The organism is Xanthomonas sp. NCPPB 2933 (genome assembly GCF_056725225.1).
Genome location: NZ_CM161518.1, coordinates 5,310,983 through 5,329,456 on the forward strand (window position 1 = coordinate 5,310,983; position 18,474 = coordinate 5,329,456).

At 66.1% G+C, this 18,474-nt stretch carries 18 protein-coding genes; 12 read left to right on the top strand and 6 right to left on the bottom strand.

All coding sequences use genetic code 11. From position 1 onward, the window contains the following. Nucleotides 1-11 precede the first annotated feature (11 nt). The gene (gene folE, locus AC1PLU_RS22340) at nt 12-614 is read right to left on the bottom strand and encodes a GTP cyclohydrolase I FolE (RefSeq protein ID WP_043889569.1); all 603 of its coding nucleotides are present in this window, start codon (nt 612-614) and stop codon (nt 12-14) included. Nucleotides 615-744: 130 nt separating this feature from the next. On the opposite strand from folE, the gene AC1PLU_RS22345 reads away from it, so the two are divergent. The 5 genes from AC1PLU_RS22345 (at nt 745) to AC1PLU_RS22365 (ending at nt 6,190) form a co-directional block, all read left to right on the top strand. Then, a complete protein-coding gene (locus tag AC1PLU_RS22345; protein ID WP_481094751.1) occupies nt 745-1,200 on the top strand; it encodes a MarR family winged helix-turn-helix transcriptional regulator in 456 nt (151 codons plus the stop codon). A gap of 94 nt (nt 1,201-1,294) precedes the next feature. Further along, on the top strand, nt 1,295-1,504 hold the full coding sequence (locus tag AC1PLU_RS22350) for a DUF1656 domain-containing protein (protein WP_005996740.1): 210 nt from the start codon (nt 1,295-1,297) through the stop codon (nt 1,502-1,504). Further along, nucleotides 1,501-2,424 carry an efflux RND transporter periplasmic adaptor subunit gene (locus tag AC1PLU_RS22355; RefSeq protein ID WP_481094750.1) on the top strand — a complete coding sequence of 308 codons (924 nt, stop codon included), beginning with the start codon at nt 1,501-1,503 and terminating at the stop codon, nt 2,422-2,424. Before AC1PLU_RS22350 ends, AC1PLU_RS22355 begins: the two co-directional genes overlap by 4 nt. Continuing rightward, a complete protein-coding gene (locus AC1PLU_RS22360) occupies nt 2,421-3,881 on the top strand; it encodes an efflux transporter outer membrane subunit (protein ID WP_481094749.1) in 1,461 nt (486 codons plus the stop codon). Before AC1PLU_RS22355 ends, AC1PLU_RS22360 begins: the two co-directional genes overlap by 4 nt. Beyond that, the gene (locus AC1PLU_RS22365) at nt 3,878-6,190 is read left to right on the top strand and encodes an FUSC family protein (RefSeq protein WP_481107270.1); all 2,313 of its coding nucleotides are present in this window, start codon (nt 3,878-3,880) and stop codon (nt 6,188-6,190) included. Before AC1PLU_RS22360 ends, AC1PLU_RS22365 begins: the two co-directional genes overlap by 4 nt. Nucleotides 6,191-6,395: 205 nt before the next feature. Here the strand turns inward: AC1PLU_RS22365 and AC1PLU_RS22370 are convergent, their stop codons facing one another. Both AC1PLU_RS22370 and AC1PLU_RS22375 read right to left on the bottom strand, forming a co-directional pair. Next, a complete protein-coding gene (locus AC1PLU_RS22370; RefSeq protein ID WP_481107271.1) occupies nt 6,396-7,757 on the bottom strand; it encodes an MFS transporter in 1,362 nt (453 codons plus the stop codon). Between the two features lie 253 nt (nt 7,758-8,010). Further along, complete coding sequence (locus AC1PLU_RS22375) at nt 8,011-8,904, bottom strand: LysR family transcriptional regulator (RefSeq protein ID WP_481107272.1); 894 nt, start codon at nt 8,902-8,904, stop codon at nt 8,011-8,013. A gap of 100 nt (nt 8,905-9,004) precedes the next feature. Here AC1PLU_RS22375 and AC1PLU_RS22380 point away from each other — a divergent pair, with 100 nt between their 5' ends. Together AC1PLU_RS22380 and AC1PLU_RS22385 are read left to right on the top strand one after the other, a co-directional pair. Further along, nucleotides 9,005-9,844 (top strand): SDR family oxidoreductase, encoded by an 840-nt coding sequence (locus AC1PLU_RS22380; RefSeq protein ID WP_481107273.1) that lies wholly within the window; start codon nt 9,005-9,007, stop codon nt 9,842-9,844. Nucleotides 9,845-9,993: 149 nt separating this feature from the next. Continuing rightward, entirely contained in the window at nt 9,994-11,259 is a 1,266-nt protein-coding gene (locus AC1PLU_RS22385) for a phospholipase D-like domain-containing protein (RefSeq protein ID WP_481107274.1), read from the top strand. Nucleotides 11,260-11,324: 65 nt separating this feature from the next. On the opposite strand, the gene AC1PLU_RS22390 is transcribed toward AC1PLU_RS22385, so the two are convergent. Beyond that, a complete protein-coding gene (locus AC1PLU_RS22390) occupies nt 11,325-11,831 on the bottom strand; it encodes a CcdC protein domain-containing protein (protein WP_481107275.1) in 507 nt (168 codons plus the stop codon). A 280-nt stretch (nt 11,832-12,111) separates the two neighbouring features. Here AC1PLU_RS22390 and AC1PLU_RS22395 point away from each other — a divergent pair, with 280 nt between their 5' ends. Both AC1PLU_RS22395 and AC1PLU_RS22400 read left to right on the top strand, forming a co-directional pair. Further along, a complete protein-coding gene (locus tag AC1PLU_RS22395; protein ID WP_481107276.1) occupies nt 12,112-12,318 on the top strand; it encodes a hypothetical protein in 207 nt (68 codons plus the stop codon). Then, on the top strand, nt 12,305-13,417 hold the full coding sequence (locus tag AC1PLU_RS22400; protein ID WP_481107277.1) for a type II toxin-antitoxin system RelE/ParE family toxin: 1,113 nt from the start codon (nt 12,305-12,307) through the stop codon (nt 13,415-13,417). The genes AC1PLU_RS22395 and AC1PLU_RS22400 overlap by 14 nt, the downstream gene beginning before the upstream one ends. Nucleotides 13,418-13,594: 177 nt before the next feature. Here AC1PLU_RS22400 and AC1PLU_RS22405 read toward each other — a convergent pair whose 3' ends face one another. Continuing rightward, on the bottom strand, nt 13,595-14,155 hold the full coding sequence (locus AC1PLU_RS22405) for a hypothetical protein (RefSeq protein WP_481094744.1): 561 nt from the start codon (nt 14,153-14,155) through the stop codon (nt 13,595-13,597). 390 nt (nt 14,156-14,545) lie between these two features. Between AC1PLU_RS22405 and AC1PLU_RS22410 the strand changes: the two genes are divergently transcribed. After that, nucleotides 14,546-14,983: a DUF6393 family protein gene (locus tag AC1PLU_RS22410; RefSeq protein WP_481094743.1), complete on the top strand. Its 438-nt coding sequence runs from the start codon at nt 14,546-14,548 to the stop codon at nt 14,981-14,983. 428 nt (nt 14,984-15,411) lie between these two features. Then, nucleotides 15,412-17,037 (top strand): alpha/beta hydrolase, encoded by a 1,626-nt coding sequence (locus tag AC1PLU_RS22415; RefSeq protein WP_481107278.1) that lies wholly within the window; start codon nt 15,412-15,414, stop codon nt 17,035-17,037. 82 nt (nt 17,038-17,119) lie between these two features. Here AC1PLU_RS22415 and AC1PLU_RS22420 read toward each other — a convergent pair whose 3' ends face one another. After that, on the bottom strand, nt 17,120-17,521 hold the full coding sequence (locus AC1PLU_RS22420; protein WP_074058698.1) for an antitoxin Xre/MbcA/ParS toxin-binding domain-containing protein: 402 nt from the start codon (nt 17,519-17,521) through the stop codon (nt 17,120-17,122). A gap of 303 nt (nt 17,522-17,824) precedes the next feature. On the opposite strand from AC1PLU_RS22420, the gene AC1PLU_RS22425 reads away from it, so the two are divergent. Continuing rightward, nucleotides 17,825-18,280: a hypothetical protein gene (locus AC1PLU_RS22425; protein WP_481107279.1), complete on the top strand. Its 456-nt coding sequence runs from the start codon at nt 17,825-17,827 to the stop codon at nt 18,278-18,280. The last annotated feature ends 194 nt before the right edge of the window (nt 18,281-18,474 follow it).

Below are 18,474 nucleotides of genomic sequence, written 5' to 3' on the forward strand. Positions count from 1 at the left end.
CAAGGGCTGCCTCAACGCTTGCCGCCCACTTCGATGAACTGCAGGAATTCGGCGCGGGTGCGGGCGTCTTCGCGGAAGCTGCCGAGCATCTTGGAGGTCACCATGCTGACGCCGCGCTTGTGGATGCCGCGGGTGGTCATGCACTCGTGCGAGCCTTCCACCACCACGCCGACACCGCGCGGTTGCAGCACGTCCTGGATGCACTGGGCGATCTGCGCGGTCATCTTTTCCTGCACCTGGAAGCGCCGCGCATAGCTTTCCACCACGCGCGCCAGCTTGCTGATGCCCACCACCTTGCCGCGCGGCAGATAGCCCACGTGCACCTTGCCGATGATCGGCGCCATGTGGTGCTCGCAATGGCTTTCGTAGGAGATGTCGCGCAGCACGATCAGCTCGTCGTAGCCGGCCACCTCTTCGAAGGTGCGCTCCAGGTACGCGCGCGGTTCTTCGCGGTAGCCGCTGAACCAGTCGCCATAGGCCTCGGCGACCCGGCGCGGGGTGTCGAGCAGGCCCTCGCGGGCCGGGTCTTCGCCGGCCCAGCGCAACAAGGTGCGCACGGCTTCTTCGGCCTGGGCCTGGGTGACGGAGGAATCGGGCTGGTCGGACTGGCTCATGCGCAGGTGCACCCAAAGGGGGCGAGCATGGTACCCGAGGACAGGCCAGCCACCCCAGCGGCGGTTGCGCCGGCTTGCACGGGTTCAGCAGCTATTGATTCATTATTGAATTGATAGCATCCTATCTATTATGACGAATCCCCCTCTGTCCTCCCGTGCGCAGCTCAGTTCCGGGCTGCTGGTCGCCGCCCGCCAATGGCAGCGGCTAGCCGACCAGGCACTTGGCGAATTTGGCCTGTCCAGCGCCTGCACCGGGCCGTTGCTGATGATCGGTCGCTCCGGCGGCGGCATCCGCCAGGTGACGCTGGCTCAGCAACTGGGCATGGAAGGCCCCTCCCTGGTGCGGCTGCTGGACAAGCTGTGCGCGCAGGCGCTGGTGCGCCGCGAGGCCGACAGCAGCGACCGCCGCGCCAATCAGTTGTGGCTCACCGATGCAGGCCAGGCGCTGGTCGGGCGCATCGAGATCCGCCTGGATGCGCTGCGCGCGGAGGTGTTCGGCACGCTCAGCGAGGCGCAGGTGCAGGTGGTGCTGACCTTGTGGGAGCAGATCGCGCTGGCGCATGCGCGGCTGGGCCAGTCCGACTAAGCGCCATGCGCGGCCCTTGCGGCGCGCGATGACAGTGCAGATGGCCGGCGCACACCACGCCGCCGGGCGCCTTTTTCTCTTCAGGAAGTAAGCGATGTACGGCGAATTCAGTCTCTACGGTGTGTTCGTACCCACCCTGCTGGCGTTGATGACGCTGGCCTACCTGCTCAACAGCGCCATCGGCGCGCTGCTGACCCGCGCCGGTGCGTATCGCCATGTCTGGCACCCGGCGCTGTTCAACCTGGCGCTGTACATCGCGCTGCTGGGCGGCCTGTTTTTCCTTACACGTTGGATGCAATCGTGAAAAAGCTGATCAAGACCGCGGGGCCGGCGCTGCTGACCCTGGCGATGGTGGTGGTGGCCGCGTTGGTGCTGCAGCACCTGTGGCGTTATTACATGGAGGCGCCGTGGACGCGCGATGCGCACGTGGGCGCCGATGTGGTGCAGGTGGCGCCGGATGTGTCCGGGCTGGTGGAATCGGTGGCGGTGGCCGACAACCAGGCGGTCAAGCGCGGCCAGCTGCTGTTTGTGGTGGACCGCGCGCGCTATGCGATCGCGCTGGAACAGGCCCGCGCCTCGCTGGCCGAGCGCCAGGCCACGTTGAGCCAGTTGCGCCGCGAGATCGCGCGCGACCGCAGCCTGCAGGACCTGGTCGCCGCCGAGGATGCCGAGGTGCGCCGCTCGAATGTGCAAAAGGCGCAGGCCGCCGTGGCCACCGCGCAATCGGCGGTGGACCTGGCCCAGCTCAATCTGGACCGCACGCAGGTACGCAGCCCCGCCGATGGCCATGTCAGCGACCGCACCGTGCGGGTGGGCGATTACGTCAGCGCCGGGCGCCCGGTGGTGGCGGTGCTGGACACCGGCTCGTTCCGCGTCGATGGCTATTTCGAAGAGACCCGCCTGCACGGCGTGCATGCCGGCCAGCGCGTGGACGTGCACTTGATGGGCGAGCCGGTCACCCTGCACGGGCATGTGCAGAGCATCGCCGCCGGCATCGAAGATCGCTACCGCAGCGGCAGCGCCGGCGCGTTGCCCAACGTCACTCCGGCGTTCGACTGGGTGCGGCTGGCGCAGCGCATCCCGGTGCGCATCGTGCTGGATCAGGTGCCGGCGCAGGTGCAGCTGATCGCCGGGCGCACCGCGACCGTGACCATCCTGCCGGACGCCGTGCGTGGCACTAGCAGCACAGCGCCTACGCGCGTGCAGGCAAAGGCTGCGCCATGAGCCGCGTTGTATTTCGTCATTTCGGTTTGGCTGCGGCACTGACTGCATTAAGCGCGTGCAGCACGGTCGGCCCAAACTACGCCGTGCCGGACGATTCGGCCTACCAGCGGCCGGCCGCCAACGCCGCGTTTCTCGACACCGGCAACGACCAGGTGCACCCCGGCGCACCGCTGCCGGCACGCTGGTGGGCGCTGTATCAGGACCCGATGCTGGACGAACTGATCGAACAGGCGCTGCGCGACAACGTCGAGTTGAAGGTCGCAGGTGCCAACCTGCGCCGCGCCGCCGCGGTCTACGAACAGGCGCTGGACGCGGGCGGTTTCGATTACGAAGTGGAAGCGGGCGTCAGCCGCGCGCAGGTCTCGGCCGAGGCCTTCCTGCAGGAAGAAAAGCTGCCGGTGTTCAACCTGGCCGACGGCAAGTTCGGGGTGTCGTATCAGTTCGACCTGTTCGGCAAGCTGCAACGCGGCGCCGAGGCCGCGCAGGCCGATACGCAAGTCGCCCAGGCCGCGATCGATCTGGCCCGCGTCAACGTGGCCGCGCAGGTGGCCGGCAGTTATGTGGAGATCTGCCACGCCAATCACGAGCTGCATGTGGCCGAGCATTCGCTGCAATTGCAGCAGCGCAGCCGCGACATTACCCAACGCCTGATCGATGCCGGCCGTGGCACACCGCCCGATCTGGCCCGCGCCACCGCGCAGGTGGCGATGCTGGAAGCGGCGCTGCCGCCGCTGCGCGCGCGCCGCCAGGCGGCCGGTTACCAACTGGCCGCGCTGCTCGGCAAGACGCCCGGCGAGGTGCCGGCCGGTGTGGACCGCTGTGCGGACGCGCCGGCCTTGCAGCAACCCATTCCGATTGGCGATGGCCGTGCGCTGCTGGCGCGTCGCCCGGATGTGCGCCAGGCCGAGCGGCGGCTGGCGGCGGCCACTGCGCGTATCGGCGTGGCCACTGCCGAGCTGTATCCGGATATCCGTCTGGGCGGCTCGATTGGTGCCACCGGCCTGCTGGCCGACTTCGGTGAGCCGGCCACACATGCCTGGTCGTTTGGCCCGCTGATTTCCTGGACGCTGCCGTCCAGCGGTGCGCGAGCCCGCATCCGCGCCACCGAAGCCGGCGCGGACGTGGCGCTGGCGCAGTTCGACAACACCGTGCTGCAGGCGCTGCGCGAGGTGCAGACCACGCTGTCGCGCTACGCGCAGGATCTGGACCGCCTGCATCTGCTGGAACAGGCGCAGCAACAGGCCGAGCTGGCCTCGTCGCAGAACCGGCGCCTGTATCAGGGCGGGCGCACGCCGTATCTGTCCAGCCTGGATGCCGAGCGCACGCTGGCCACCGCCGACATGACGCTGGCCAATGCGCAGGCGCAGGTCTCGCAGGATCAGCTGCAGCTGTTCCTGGCGCTGGGCGGCGGTTGGGAAACCACGGCCGGCCACACCGATACGACGGCCGCACGATGAAGGCGCTGCTGCGCGATCGCCAGGCCTGGCTGTTTTCGGCCAAGACCTTCGCCGCCTCGATCGCGGCGTTGTATGTGGGGCTGGCCGGCAATCTGTCGCGGCCGTATTGGGCAATGGCCACGGTCTACATCGTCTCCCAACCGCTGCTCGGCCCCACCCGCGCCAAGGGCGTGTACCGCGTGCTCGGCACCTTGCTGGCCGGCGTGGCCACCCTGGTGATGTTGCCGAACCTGGTGGAGACGCCATTGTTGCTCAGTGCGGCGATGGCGTTGTGGCTGTCGGCCTGCCTGTTCCTGGCGCTGCTCAATCGCGGCCCGCGCGGCTATGCGTTCCTGCTGGCCGGCTACACCACCGCGTTCATCGGCTTCCCTGCGGTGACATCGCCGGAGGGCATCTTCGACACCGTGGTGGCACGCAGCGAAGAGATCATCCTGGGCACGGTGATGGCGGTGCTGTTCGCGTCGCTGGTGTTTCCCGCCTCGGTGCGACCGATGCTCACCGCGCGCATCGGCAACTGGATGCAGGACGCCGCGCAATGGTGCCGGCAGGTGCTGCAGCGCGGCCCATCGCAGGCGCCGCGCAATCGCCTGGCGGCAGATCTGGTGCAGTTCGAGGCCTTGATCGCCTTCGTGCGCCACGACGACCCGCGCCATGCCGGTGCCGCGCCCACGCTGGAACACCTGCGCGCACGCATGCTGTTGTTGCTGCCGGTGCTGTCGTCGATCGCCGACCGGCTGGATGCGTTGCAGCGCGACGGGTCTGCGTTGTCGCCCGATATCGCTGCGCTACTGGACGACGTCGCTGCCTGGGTGGATCAGGGTGACCAAGCGCACAACGAAGATGATGTTGCCGCATTACGCGCACGTATCGCCGCGCACCACCCGGTGGTGGATCAGGACATCGAACATCTGCTGTTGGCCAGCTTGCTGCTGCGGCTGGAAGAACTGCTAGACCTGTGGCAGGACTGCCGCGCGCTGGAGCAAGCGTTGGTACAGGGCACCGCGACTCCTGTGTTGCGTGCACTGCCGGGTGCGGCGAGACAACCCGCAACGGCGGAATCATCCAACCGGGATGACACTGCGCAAAGCGATCCCGCTGTGCGTTCGCGTACGCGGTCTTCGTTGCTGCAGGTTCTGGGCTGGTCGCGACGCGATGCTGCAACGGCAGTTCCACCAGAGCAGGCTGATGCTGCATTGCTTGAGCCCACTGCACAGGCACGTCAGCGCTCCTCGCTATTGCAGCGACTTACCGGGTCACCGCGCGACACAGCCGATGCACCGGCACCTGCCAGCACCGCACGCCATATCGATTTCGGCATGGCCGCATTCTCCGCATTGAGCGCGGGCTTCGCATTGATGGCGTACTGCGTGCTGTGGATCGGCATCGGGTGGGAAGGCGGCGGCAACGGCGCGATGATGGCCGCGGTCACAGCCGCGTTCTTCGCCGCACAGGACGACCCTGCGCCGAGCATGCTGTCGTTCCTGACCTGGGCGGTAGTGGCCAGCGTGGTCGCCGGCATCTATCTGTTCGGCATCTTCCCAGCCATCCACGATTTCCCCATGCTGGTGCTGGTGCTGGCGGCGGTGTTCCTGCCGATCGGCGCGTTGCTGCATCGCCCCAAGAGCATGTTGATCGCACTGCCGCTGGTGGTGAATCTCACCGCGTTGCTGAGTTTGCAGAACACCTATAACGCCAACATCCAGAGCTTCGTCAACGCGGCGGTGGCGATGGTCCTGGGCATCGGATTTGCCGTGGTGCTGACGCGGTTGTTTCGCTCGGTGGGTGCGGAATGGAGCGTGCGCCGCCTGGTACGCCAGGGCTGGCGCACGCTGGCCGAGGCTGCGGAAGGCCACGGTGCACAAGACCGGCAACAGTTCGCCTCCCGCATGCTGGACTTGCTTGGCTTGCTCGCACCACGCTTGGCACTGACGCCGGAAGGCAGCGATTTGGCCTCGGTGGATATGCTCAACGAAGTGCGTGTGGGCTTGAACATCCTGCAGCTACGCAGCGCGCGGCACGGGTTGCCGCAGCCGAGCAGGGAGGCGGTTGACGCGATCCTGGCCGAGGTTGCGGCGCACTACCGGCAGCAGGTTGCACACAAGCGGCCGTTGCCTGGGCCGGATGCGCTACGCGATCGCCTGGATGCGTCGCTGACGCGCGTGGGCAAGGTACCGGCAGGGACGCATCGCGATGAAGCGCTGCTGGGTTTGATTGGGCTGCGTTACAGCGTGTTTGCAAAGACGGTACAGCAGCCCAAAGACATCACACAAAAGCCATCTGCTTTAGCCCCTCTCCCCTCGGGGCGATAAGGCACTGCTTGCGCGCCACTGGCGCGCGTGCCTTGGAGCGCCCGCGCCGCAAGCGCGGGCCGGGGCGCGGAGCGGGGGTTGGGGTGAGGGTACGGGGCGAAGTCACTCGCGGTACATGACACGAGGCTTCGCACGTACCCTCATCCGCCCTTCGGGCACCTTCTCCCGCAGGGAGAAGGGAACGGCTCAGACCGCGCGCAACACATCAGCGCTTGCGCTGATGCATCGCCGCTTCGTCGTCCAGCCAGTTGCTGCCCTTGTTGGTCAGGAAGAACATGTACACCACCAACGACACTGCGATCACCGCGGTTGCATAAATCACGAACTCGCTCACGTGGCCCGTTTTCAACGAGGCCTGGTACAACAACGGCGCAGTGCCGCCAAACGCAGAGTTCGCCAGCGCATAGCCCAGGCCCACGCCCAGCGCGCGCACGTGGGTCGGGAACAATTCCGCCTTCACCACCGCATTGATCGAGGTGTAGCCGGTCAGGATCACAAAGCCCACGGTGAGGATCGCGAACGCGGTCAACCAGTCGGTCTGCTTGGGCAGCTCCATCACCAGGAACCAGGTGTAGAGCACGCCGCCGATGCCGAAGAACACCAGCAAGCTCTTGCGCCCGACGATGTCGGACAGCCAGCCACCGATCGGCTGCATCAGCATCAGCACCGTCAACGCGACCAGGTTGATGATGGTGCCGGCCATCACGTCGCCACCGGCGAACGCGGTCTGGATCATCTTCGGCCCGGTCACCGAGTAGGTATAGAACGCGATGGTGCCGCCGGCAGTGATCAGGAAGCACAGCAGCAGCGGACGCCACTGATTGACGAACAATTCGCGCATCGAGCCCGACGCCTTGGCCTTGCCGGTGCGCGAATCGGCGATGGATTCGGAGCTCAGCGATTCGTCCATGGTCTGGCGCAGCCAAAACACCACCAACGCACCGATGCCGCCCAGGCCGAACGCCACGCGCCAGCCCCACTCGGACACCTGCGGCGCATCGAAGAAATGCAGCATCACCAGCAACGTGGTCTGCGCCAGCACGTGGCCGCCAACCAGCGTGACGTAATGGAACGACGACAGAAACCCGCGCCGGCCCGGAATCGCGGCCTCGGACATATAGGTCGCGCTGGTGCCGTACTCGCCACCGGTGGCAAAGCCCTGCAGCAGACGCGCCATCAGCAGGATGATCGGCGCGGCGATGCCGATCGTGGACACCGTCGGGGTGATCGCGATGACGAACGAGCACAGCGCCATCATCGACACCGAGATCGTCAACGCCAGGCGTCGGCCGTAACGGTCGGCAAAGCGGCCGAAGTACCACGCACCGATCGGGCGCATCAGGAAGGTCATCGCAAAGATCGCCCACACGAACATCGTGGCGTTCTTGTCTTCCTTGGAGAAGAACTGCGATTCGAAATAGACCGCAAACACCGAATAGACGTAGACGTCGTACCACTCGACCAGATTGCCGGCCGAGCCCTTGAGCGTGTTGGACACCGAACGGCGAAGGCTACCGGGAGCTGCGCCAGAACCGGCGGCAATCGGGGACGTTGGGGGTGCGCTCATGCAGTCAGAACCTTGTGGGTGGGACACCCGGCAGTATAGGTGCGCGCTTGTGTGACGCATGTAAGCATTTCGGCGCATAGGCAGGCGCCACGCAAGCGGCTAGTGCGTCCGGTTTGCGAGCGGGCGGCAGCCAACGCGGTGCGTGCGCTTGTGTCGTTCCATAACAACGTCCACTAATTGCGCTTATAGCGCTTCAGCCCGCTTTCGGCGTCGGCGCAGCAAGCGATTTGCCGCACTGGATACCGATCGATGACTAAGGCAGCACCTGCTTGAGCGTATCGATAAACGCACGCAGGCCCGGTGGAATCTGGCGATGTCCCGGGTAATACAGCACCAATCCCGGAATCGCCGGGCACCACTGCTCCAGCACGCGCACCAGCGTGCCGCGCGCCAGTGCAGCCATCGCCGCGTGCTCGGGCACATAGGCGATGCCAAGGCCGGCCTCGGCGGCCTCGCTCATCATCAGAATCTGGTCCAGCGTCAGCCGTCCCGGCACATCGATCGCCACCTCCTGACCGCGCCGCTCGAACTCCCAGCGGTACAGCCTGCCGCTGGGCATGCGATGACGGATGCACGCATGACGCTGCAGATCGTCCGGCGTGTTCGGGCTGCCGGCGCGCTGCAGATAGGCAGGTGCGGCCACCGCGATGAAACGCGTCTGCCCGCCGAACGGCACCGCAATCATGTCCTGCGGCACCGACTCGCTCAGGCGAATGCCGGCATCGAAACCGGCCGCCACGATATCCACCAGGCGGCCTTCGCTCACCAGGTCCACCGACAGCGCCGGATACCGCGCCAGCACCTCCGGCACCACCTGCTGCAGCAACAGCCGCACCACCACTTCGGGCGCGTTGATGCGCACCGTGCCGGTGGGCCCGCTACGGAAGGCGTCCAGTTCGCTCAACGCCTGCTCCACATCCTGCAGCGCCGGCACCAGCTTTGCGTACAGGCGCTCGCCCGCTTCGGTCAGCGAGACACTGCGCGTGGTCCGGTGCAGCAGGCGCACGCCGAGGTTGCGTTCCAACGCGCTGATCAGGTGGCTGAGCGAGGACGGCGCCAGCCCCAGCTCGGTGGCCGCACGCCGGAAGCTGCGGTGCACGGCCACACTGGTGAACGCGGCCAGGTCATTGAAGGTGGGCTTGGGCATTAGTGGTCAAAACGCATTAACGCATTCGAATTCTATGGCATAGACCCATCAATTCCCCGCGCCTAGGGTGGTGTTCCTTCCCCACGCAAAGGCAATGCCCATGTCCAGGACTTGGCTTATCACAGGCGCATCTTCCGGCTTCGGCCGCGGCTTGGTCGAAACACTGCTGGCACGCGGCGAGCGCGTCGCCGCCACGGTGCGGCGCGCGGATGCGCTAGCCGATCTGCAGACATTGCACGGCGAGGCATTGCACGTGTTCCAGCTCGATCTGCGTGACAGCGCAGCAGTGCGCGAGATCGTGGCCCAGGCCTTCCAGACCCTGGGCAGGATCGACGTGCTGATCAGCAACGCCGGCTACGGCACGCTCGGTGCGGCCGAGGCCGCCACCGATGCGCAGGTGCGCGCGGTCATCGACACCAACCTCATCGGCTCCATCACGCTGATCCAGGCCGCGCTGCCGCACCTGCGTCGTCAAGGTGGCGGGCACGTGGTGCAGGTGTCGTCCGAAGGCGGCCAGATCGCCTATCCCGGTTTCAGCCTGTATCACGCCAGCAAATGGGGCATCGAAGGCTTTGTCGAAGCCGTTGCGCAGGAAGTGGCTGGCTTCGGGATCCACTTCACCCTGGCCGAACCCGGCCCGGCACGCACCAACTTCGGCGCTTCGCTGGTCAGAACCGACATCCCGTCCGACTACGCCGGCACGCCGGTCGACGCACTCGGCCGCGCACTGGACGACGGCAGCTGGGTCATCGTCGGCGACCCGGAGCGCATGGTCGCGGCGATGATCGCCTGCACCGAACAATCGCCACCGCCGTTTCGCCTGGTCATGGGCGGCAGCGCGTACCACGCCATCCGCGCTGCGTTGACCACGCGGCTGGCCGCGCTCGAAAACCAGCGCGACATTGCCTTTTCCACCGACAACCCGGCCGCCGCCGGATGATGGCAACAACGGTCCAGCGAGCACGTTCTGCAGCATCACCAGCGCCAATCCGCAGCTAGCGTCCGCCCTTCACAACCCCCATGCCACCCGGCTTGCCAGAATGCCGGCCGCTTGGGGCCGTTGATGGCAGGGGAACGGGAGTTGGATGTATGACATGGATCATCGTGGCCGCAGTCGTCATCACCTTGCTGGTGGGGCTGCTGCTGCTCAACTTCGCCACGCCTGAGAAAAAGCTCGAGCACATTCCGAGCCATTGCTACGACGTGTCCGACCCGCAGTTCAAGCGGGAGATGTCGGTGTTGCTGGGCCCAGCGATCCTGCCCGGCAACAAGATCCAGGTGCTGCACAACGGCAGCGAGATCTTCCCGGCGATGCTGGCCGCCATCCGCAGCGCGCAGCGCACCATCACCTTCGAAACCTACATCTACTGGTCGGGCGAGATCGGCCGCGAGTTCAGCCAGGCGCTGGCCGAGCGCGCGCGCGCCGGGGTCAAGGTGCGCGTCACCATCGACTGGGGCGGCAGCCTGAAGATGGATGCTTCGCTGGTCGAGGACATGACCAAGGCCGGGGTGGAGGTGCATCGCTACCGCCCGCTCACCTGGTACAACCTGCACCGCGTCAATAACCGCACCCATCGCAAGCTGCTGGTGATCGATGGCCGTATCGGCTTCACCGGTGGCGTGGGCGTGGCCGACCAGTGGATGGGCGATGCGCAGGACCCGGAGCACTGGCGCGACTCGCATTACCGCATCGAAGGCCCGGTGGTGGCGCAGGTGCAGGCCGCCTTCAACGACAACTGGATCAAGAGCACCGGCCGCGTGCTCAACGGCGCCGAGTACTACCCCGAGCTGGCACCGGCTGGCGACAGCGACGCGCAGCTGTTCGTGGCCTCCCCGGCGGGCGGCAGCGAGAGCATGCACCTGATGTATCTGATCGCCATCGCTGCGGCGCGCAGCTCCATCGATCTGGCCGCCGCCTACTTCGTGCCGGATGCGCTGATCACCCGCTCGCTGCTGGAAGCGCGTGCGCGCGGCGTACGCATCCGCGTGCTGCTGCCCGGCAAGCATATCGATGCCGTGTCGGTGCGGCTGGCCTCCAAGGCCAGTTGGGAGCCGCTGCTGCAGGCCGGCATCGCCATCCACGAATTCCTGCCCACCATGCTGCACACCAAGCTGCTGATCATCGACGGCCTGCTGGTCTCGGTAGGCTCCACCAACTTCGACATCCGCTCGTTCCGCCTCAACGACGAGGCCAGCTTGAATGTCTACGACCGCGCGCTGGCCACGCAGATGACCGAGGTGTTCGAGCGCGACCTGCAACGGGCCGAGCTGTACACGCTGGAACGCTGGCGCAAGCGGCCGCTGCGGCAGAAGCTGGGCGAGAAGCTGGTCATCCCGTTTCGCTCGCAGGTGTAGGCAACAGCCTTCCCCGCCTGGTACTGAGCGCACCCGCGCTCAGCGCCGCACACTCGCGCAGGCGGTCACGCCTGCAAGCGAAGCTGCCGCAGCCGCCACCACAGCCCGCCAACATGCACCAGCGAATACAGCACCAGCGCCGCGGCAATGCCCAGCGTCAACGGGCTGGCCTGCGAGCCGGCCGCCGCCGCGCCCGCGCTGAAGGCGCCATCGGCCCAGCGCCAGACCAGCCGACCGAGCAGCACCAGCGTGAGCCCGCCACCGATCCACGGATTGGGCGTGTACCAGCCACGGCCCTCTACCCATTCGGCATGCGTGTAGCGCAGCGACAGCGCGCCCAGCCCGATGCCCACCAGCGTTCCCACGGCGATCCCTGGCCGCACCTGCGGCAAGCCATATACCGCGTACGTCAGCGCCGCCGCCGCAATGACCAGCACCACGGTACGCACCGCCGTGCTTACCGGCTTCCATTGCTGGCGGCCGAAGCTGCGCCGGATGCGCCGGTAGTAGAGAAAGGCGATGGCCGCCATCGAGAGATACGGGGTCAGCGGTGCGATGGCAGCAGCGGGCATGGCGATTCCTTTCCAGGTGAGATGCAGGTGAGGTGACCGCCGCAGAATGAAACCAGCTGCCAACGCGAACAAGGTGCCAAGTGTCACTTTCTGCGCGCACAGGCGGGTTGCCCGGGCGGCGGCCGCCGCGCGCGGCAATGGCGACAGACAACCGACCTTCGCGCAGGACCGGCCTGCCTGCCACCGCCGGTGAACGCCCCAGCCGCGCGCCAGCCATTGCCACACGCGAACCAGAGCCGCACGGGTAGACTTGCCGGCAGAGCTCCCCCACCGCAGTGCCATGTCCGCCATCAAGCAAGAAGCCCACACGCTGATCGACACGCTGCCCGAGACGGCAGGATGGGACGACGTGGTCCGCGTCGTGGAGACCGCCAGCTTCGAGGCCGCGGTGCTGGACGGCATTGCCGCAGCAGATCGGGGCGCCTTTACTGCGCCGGCACAGGTCACGGCACTGTTCGCCAAATGGGGCGTTGATGTTGCGGCGTGACTGGACCGTCCCGGCCGCCAAGCAACTTGCATACGCCCAGGATCACTACCACGCGCTCAACCCGACCGCCGCCGCCGCGATGGCGCGGCAGGTGCTGGAAGCCACCCGCACCCTAGCCGAGCAACCCCGCCGCGGCCGCGCCGGCCGCATCGCCGGCACCCGCGAATGGGTGGTCAAGCAGACGCCCTACGTGCTGGTCTACCGCGTGCGCGACGACGCGCTGCAGCTGCTGCACGTTCAAGTCGACGCCAAAGACTGGCTGCCACGCACCGAGCCGAAAGGCGAACGCCTGGACCCGTGGATCGCCTCGCTGATCAGCGCCCTGCTGCACGTGTTGATGCTGCTGATCCTGCTGTCGGCCTCCACCCCCACCATGACACCGCCGCAGGGCTCGGCCAGCGGTGGCCGCACCAAGGTGGATTTCGTCGGCGACACCTCCACGCCCGACCAGCCCGTTCCCTCGCCAGCGCCCACCCCGCCGTCGCCAACGCCGGCGCCCGTGCAGCCACCGCCAGCCGCCTCGCCGGTGCAGTCCACCCTGGTCAAGACCGCCAAGAACCCGATCCCGCCCGCAGGCAACACCCGCCGCGGCGGCCTGGTCGAGCAACGCCAGGCGCAACCGGTGCAGCGCCCCACCCCGCCGCAACCGCCGGCGGAACCCTCATCGCCGCCGCAGCGCCGCCCCCAGACCTGGACCGGCCGCCCACCGGGCATGCTCGAAGAAGAAGCCGATGCCGCCGAAGACGGCATGTCCAACACGCCCACCATCAGCGAAGGCCGCCGCCGCGACCGCAACAATGCCCAACCCAGCATGGATGTGGGTGGCTACCAGGTGTATTACGAAGTGCGCAGCGAAACCCAGCTGCGCAACTGGCGCGACCAGGGCATGAAGGAAGTGGCCATCATCCTGCCCGGCACGCAATACCGCATGGTCTGCCCGCTGGAAGTCGCGCTCAAGCGCGGCTCCAGCAAATGCCGCCTGCTGCCGCCGGACTCCCCCGAGCTGAAAGACATCGGCGATGCCCGCGAGGTCATCAACATGATGGAGGTCTACAAGCAGGGCGAGCCGGTATGGCGCGGGCCGGGGCCATATCGGTGAGTGGTGGGTTTCTGTTTGCCAAAGCTGTCGGCCGGCAATACCGCTGCTTATCCACAAAACCACGTGCCGAAGACCGCCGTTTCGGCGCCTTTCGTTAGCGCAAAGTTCTGAGGGCGTCGGACGAACGAGCCGAAGAGGTCCTCAGCTCGTTCGACGACGACTCGGCCGTCGCAACCATTAGCCCCCTTGGTCTTGTCCCAGCTTCGTACTCAGTGCTCCGTTGAACGGCGCCGGATTGCTGGTCACCAGACAGTTGTAGTTTTTATCGCTGTTGAGAACGAGCACAGACGACGTCGGTTTCTTGAAATCAAGGTCGACAGAGAAAAGCACATAGGCACTGGGCAACGCGCTCGGTCGAAACGCGCCAAAGCCATACTCGCCAGACAAGCCCAACGGCGCCAGCGGCACCGTGAGTACCAGCGGCTGTGTCGCCACAGGAGAGGCCAGGGACGACGAGGCACTCATGATTTTGGATTGCACGTCGATCGAATACTTGGTCGTAACTGTCACTCCCAGATATTTGGAACTCGGTGCCGCAACCTGCTTGCGACATGCCGCGATGTCTTCCGGGTTCTGATCCTGCTGGCCAGTCTGCAGCGTGGCAAAGACATGGGTCAGTGTGACCTTGTCCGTCCCGGTGACCGGTGCTGCAACGGCAGCGTCCATGCACAACGCGGCCACGACGAGCGAGAGGCCACTGGCCGCAAGCGCACCGCGATAGCTGGTTTTACGTTTCATTTCGATCATTCCTTGGTGGGTGATGCAAGGTTTCGGCAGCGGCTGTTCGCGCGGCGGCGGCTTGCGCCTTGAATGGATAGTCGCAACGGCACCTGTGCATAACGCCAAGCGGCAGATGATCGATTGCGTTCGATGAGGACATGCGTCTGTGTAGCAGCACCACACCTACGCCACCCAGCTGGCCACGCCGCTGGTGTGTTCATCGTTGAAGACCAACGCCTTGCAAACCCGGCAAATCGTCTCAGCGTCTTCGTTGCGTGATGCAGTTTGGCTTTCGGAAGTGAACACGGCGCTCCGTTGCTCGCAACAGACATCCCTCAAGATAGAACGGTTACCTGGAATAGCTCGCAGACATCTGATCCATATGATCAGCTGCATCAGGAGATCGCCATGCCACGCATCACGCCAAGCCGTTGGGCTGCAACCTTCGCACTCATCGGAATCGCAGTGCTCTCGCTTTTGTCCTGTACCAATGCAGAGATGGCACTCACCGCTTCGACACAGGAAGACATCCTGAAATCAGAAGCAGTGCCCATGCTCGACGAGATTTATGCCTCCCAAAAGCCCTTCCGATTCCAACAGATCGATGTGAGCAGCATCGTCAGCAACTACATACCGCTGGGTACAGCAAAAGCAACGGTGCTGGAGATGGTCGGCAAGTCTCCAACGTCAAAGATCGTTGAAGACACCGCAGGCAAGCTGGTCATCAGGGACAACAAGGGGCAGGCGATGCTGGACCCCGATGCCCGTTCCATCGTGATGACTTTTTCTTTGAATTCCAGCGGCAAAGTGACGCACGTCTACGCTGTCTACATCAAAAACCAGTAAGCCAACGACGCACGTCATGGATGAGAAAATAGACGCACCGATAGCGGCCGTCTTCAACGCATCACACCCCCGCTTTCAATGCATCCGTCACGGGACCAAACACACTCTGCCGCAGCAAGCGCGCCTCACCGGGAACAAGCGAAATCGAAAGCCGACATTAGATTGGCTGCCTGTCGAGCACTTATCGGGTTGAAACTAACGCTGGCTTTAGTTTTTAGTTACTTGGGGCTGGCCTAACTTCACGCTACCGCTCGCGATGCCGGCCGGAGTCGGTGTCGCGTCCGGTTGATGATGTGAGCCCTGGAGCAGTCAGATCGGATACGTTGACCAGACCTCGCGATGGCGGCGCACGTTCGGCCGGGAACTGGCTACAGTCTGCGCAGGGCCGTACGCGCCCGCTCCATCCACCTGCGCTCCAAAGGATCTGCATGTCTCTGCATCGTCTTGTCCCCCGCCTGGGTCTGGCCGTTGGCCTGCTGTGCGTCTGCGCCGCACACGCCGCCGCACCGGCAGCCGCACATCGTCTGCTGCGTGTCACGCTGGACGGGGCGAGCGATCAGCCCGTGTCCGGGCGCCTGCTGGTCTTTGCCACCCTGGCCAAGGACGCCCAGGCCGCAGCCAAGGATGGAAAGGACGGCAAAGCCGGCAAGGTGGAGGAGGTGGACGTCAGCCCGTTCCGCCCGACGGCGGTGGCCGTGGCGGCGCAGGAGGTGACCGCGCTCGCGCCCGGTGCCAGTGTCGAGATCGACCTGGACAACATTGCCTTCCCTAGTGCGTTTTCCGCGCTGCCGGCCGGCGCGTATCTGTTCCAGGCCGTGCTGGATCCGGACCACAGTTACAGCTATGGCGGCCGCGATGGCGGTGATCTGTTGAGCGAGGTCACCGCGGTGACGCCGGGCAAGGGCAAGCCGTTGCCCACGCTGAGGCTCAGCAAGCAGGTGCCGGTGTCGGACGACCCCTGGCAGGTGTCGCCGCGCGCGCCACAGGCAATCCGCGACGCTGTTCCGGAGGCCAAGCTGCATAGCGCGGATGCCTCGATGGTGAGCCCGTCGCTGAGCGCCTTCTGGGGCCGGGCGGTGTCGCTGCGCGCCCGCGTGCTGACCCCGCCCGGCTACGACCCCAAGGCCGCCGCCCGCTATCCCACCGTGTATGTCACCCACGGCTTCGGCGGCAACTACAACCGCTTTGCCGGCAGTATCGCCGCGACCTGGAGCGCGATGGCGGCCAAGCAGATGCCGCCGATGATCTGGGTGTTCCTGGACCAGGCCACGCCTACCGGCACCCACGAGTTCGCCGACTCGGTCAACAACGGCCCCTGGGGCACCGCGCTGACCGAAGAGCTGATCCCCGCGCTGGAACGCCAGTACAAGATGGACGGCAAGGCCAGCGGCCGGTTCTTGAACGGGCATTCCTCCGGCGGCTGGGCCACGCTGTGGCTGCAGACGCGCTACCCCAAGCTGTTCGGCGGCACCTGGTCCACCTCGCCCGATTCGAGCGACTTCCGCGACTTCACCGGGCCGGATCTGTACGCGCCCAATGCCAACGTCTACCGGCGCGCGGATGGCAGCCAGTTCCCGTTGATCCGCGACCAGGGCAAGGTGGTGGCCGATCTGGAAACCTTCGCCAAGCTCGAGCGCGTGCTGGGCCCTTACGGCGGCCAGATGACCTCGTTCGACTGGGTGTTCTCCCCGCGCGGGCCCGACGGCCGCCCGCTGCCGATGTTCGACCGCGACACCGGCAAGGTGGACCCGGCCGTGGTGGCCTACTGGCGCACCCACTACGACATTTCTGCGCGCGTGGCCGCGCAATGGCCCACGCTCAAGCCGGATCTGGACGGCAAGATCCACCTGATCGTCGGCACCGCAGACACGTTCTATCTGGATGGGGCCGCGCATAAATTCCAGGCGGTGCTGGACGGCCTGGGCGCCAAGAGCGACTTCCGCTACCTGGAAGGCCGCACCCACTTCGATCTGTACAAGGAGGGCGAGGACAGCAACGCCCTGATGAAGAAGATCGCCTGGGAGATGTACGCCGTGGCGCGACCGAAGCGGTAAGCGCGCCCACGCACGGCCGGCGCCGTCGATCGGCGGGCCGGCCGTGCATACGCCAAAGCGCGGCGGCCGGCAGTGTCGGTACTCAGGCCGAGCGCTTGGGCAACTCCCACTCCAACTGCTGCCTGAGCACCAGCAGCAGCACCTGCAGGCGGCCGCCGCGCACCAGGGCGGCGGGCGTCTGCCCGTCCAGCGCGTTCATGGGCTTGCGGAACCAGCCGATCAGCGCCTCGTTATTGCCGCCGTTCAAGGCCCAGGCGTGGCAGACGATCTCGCCCAGGGCCTCGATGCCGGCGCTGCCCAGCAGCCTGAGGTGCTCGGGCGTGAAGGCGAACAGCGACAGCACCAGCTCGGCGTCGGCGGCCTTGCCGTGATCCACCTCCATCTGCTGGCTGTGCGCGGTGCTGTAGATCGACGCCTGCGCACGGAAATCTTCGGCACGCCGCATGCCGGTGAGCAGTGATGCAATGAGGTCGGCACGTTCCATAAATCAGTCCAACGATGTGATAGCGCGCACGCTATCTGCCCCGCCCTCGCCGCTCAATCAGGAGTCTCCTGACAGGCGCTGTGAGCGTCAGCAGCCGTTACATTCCGCAACGGCCGGCATGGGCGGCGTTGCTGACCTGGCGACGGCTTCGGCAGCCGGTTGCTGGTGGGACGCGCCTGCCGATAAGCGGCGCCACTGTTCGCAGTGTTTAACGCCCGGATTGCTAGCATCCGGGCGCGTCACTGGCAGCAGCCCGCCCGCAGGGCTGCAGTATTGGAGTGTCATCTCATGAGGAGTTGTCAGATGCCCTGGAAATCCGCTCTTGCCGTGCTTGCCCTGTCCACCGCCGCCCTGCCGGCCGTGGCCCAACCCGACCGCCAAGTGGTCGAAGACATGCTCACCCGCTCGGCCAATGTCTGCCCCGGCCACAGCACCGACCGCACCGCGCCCACCGTCAAGGCCGTGCCCGTGGGCGCGCTGCGGGTGATGCTGGAACGCGGCCTGGTCATGTGCCCCGACCGCCGCCTGGATGCCGCAGCGCCGGCGGTGTTCTACGGCCGCCTGGGCGTGTTCGCCTGGAACCCGGAAGTGCCCGCCGCCAAGACGGTGATCGTCCAGCAGATCGGCAACATGACCCGCAACGAGGACTACCCCGTCGAGACCCTGGTGTGGGACGCCAAGGGCACCGCGCTCAAGCAGCAGACCGTGCCGATGTTCGAGCCCCGGCCGGGTGCGGCGGTGTTGTACAAGGTGCGTTGAGGCTGACGCGCGATAGCGGTAACGATTCGCCCGGCTGCACGCAATGTAGTTGCGTCGCTTGCAGTCCGGGCTCTGCCTATACTCAACTCCAGCATGCTGCGCAGGAGGATGCATGAGACACCCACTGGCCTTGGCCGGGCTTGCATGCATGGCACTGGGCTTCTCCGTTCCGGGCTGCAGCGCAACGCAAACAG

What these genes read in the sequence shown, in the direction of transcription:
- AC1PLU_RS22395 (WP_481107276.1), top strand. Translation starts at nt 12,112, where the DNA reads ATGTCCGCCATCAAGCAAGAAGCCCACACGCTGATCGACACGCTGCCC.
- AC1PLU_RS22370 (WP_481107271.1), bottom strand. Translation starts at nt 7,757, where the DNA reads ATGAGCGCACCCCCAACGTCCCCGATTGCCGCCGGTTCTGGCGCAGCT.
- AC1PLU_RS22345 (WP_481094751.1), top strand. Translation starts at nt 745, where the DNA reads ATGACGAATCCCCCTCTGTCCTCCCGTGCGCAGCTCAGTTCCGGGCTG.
- AC1PLU_RS22360 (WP_481094749.1), top strand. Translation starts at nt 2,421, where the DNA reads ATGAGCCGCGTTGTATTTCGTCATTTCGGTTTGGCTGCGGCACTGACT.
- AC1PLU_RS22350 (WP_005996740.1), top strand. Translation starts at nt 1,295, where the DNA reads ATGTACGGCGAATTCAGTCTCTACGGTGTGTTCGTACCCACCCTGCTG.
- AC1PLU_RS22365 (WP_481107270.1), top strand. Translation starts at nt 3,878, where the DNA reads ATGAAGGCGCTGCTGCGCGATCGCCAGGCCTGGCTGTTTTCGGCCAAG.
- AC1PLU_RS22385 (WP_481107274.1), top strand. Translation starts at nt 9,994, where the DNA reads ATGACATGGATCATCGTGGCCGCAGTCGTCATCACCTTGCTGGTGGGG.
- AC1PLU_RS22380 (WP_481107273.1), top strand. Translation starts at nt 9,005, where the DNA reads ATGTCCAGGACTTGGCTTATCACAGGCGCATCTTCCGGCTTCGGCCGC.
- AC1PLU_RS22415 (WP_481107278.1), top strand. Translation starts at nt 15,412, where the DNA reads ATGTCTCTGCATCGTCTTGTCCCCCGCCTGGGTCTGGCCGTTGGCCTG.
- AC1PLU_RS22410 (WP_481094743.1), top strand. Translation starts at nt 14,546, where the DNA reads ATGCCACGCATCACGCCAAGCCGTTGGGCTGCAACCTTCGCACTCATC.
- AC1PLU_RS22375 (WP_481107272.1), bottom strand. Translation starts at nt 8,904, where the DNA reads ATGCCCAAGCCCACCTTCAATGACCTGGCCGCGTTCACCAGTGTGGCC.
- AC1PLU_RS22390 (WP_481107275.1), bottom strand. Translation starts at nt 11,831, where the DNA reads ATGCCCGCTGCTGCCATCGCACCGCTGACCCCGTATCTCTCGATGGCG.
- AC1PLU_RS22420 (WP_074058698.1), bottom strand. Translation starts at nt 17,521, where the DNA reads ATGGAACGTGCCGACCTCATTGCATCACTGCTCACCGGCATGCGGCGT.
- AC1PLU_RS22425 (WP_481107279.1), top strand. Translation starts at nt 17,825, where the DNA reads ATGCCCTGGAAATCCGCTCTTGCCGTGCTTGCCCTGTCCACCGCCGCC.
- AC1PLU_RS22400 (WP_481107277.1), top strand. Translation starts at nt 12,305, where the DNA reads ATGTTGCGGCGTGACTGGACCGTCCCGGCCGCCAAGCAACTTGCATAC.
- AC1PLU_RS22405 (WP_481094744.1), bottom strand. Translation starts at nt 14,155, where the DNA reads ATGAAACGTAAAACCAGCTATCGCGGTGCGCTTGCGGCCAGTGGCCTC.
- folE (WP_043889569.1), bottom strand. Translation starts at nt 614, where the DNA reads ATGAGCCAGTCCGACCAGCCCGATTCCTCCGTCACCCAGGCCCAGGCC.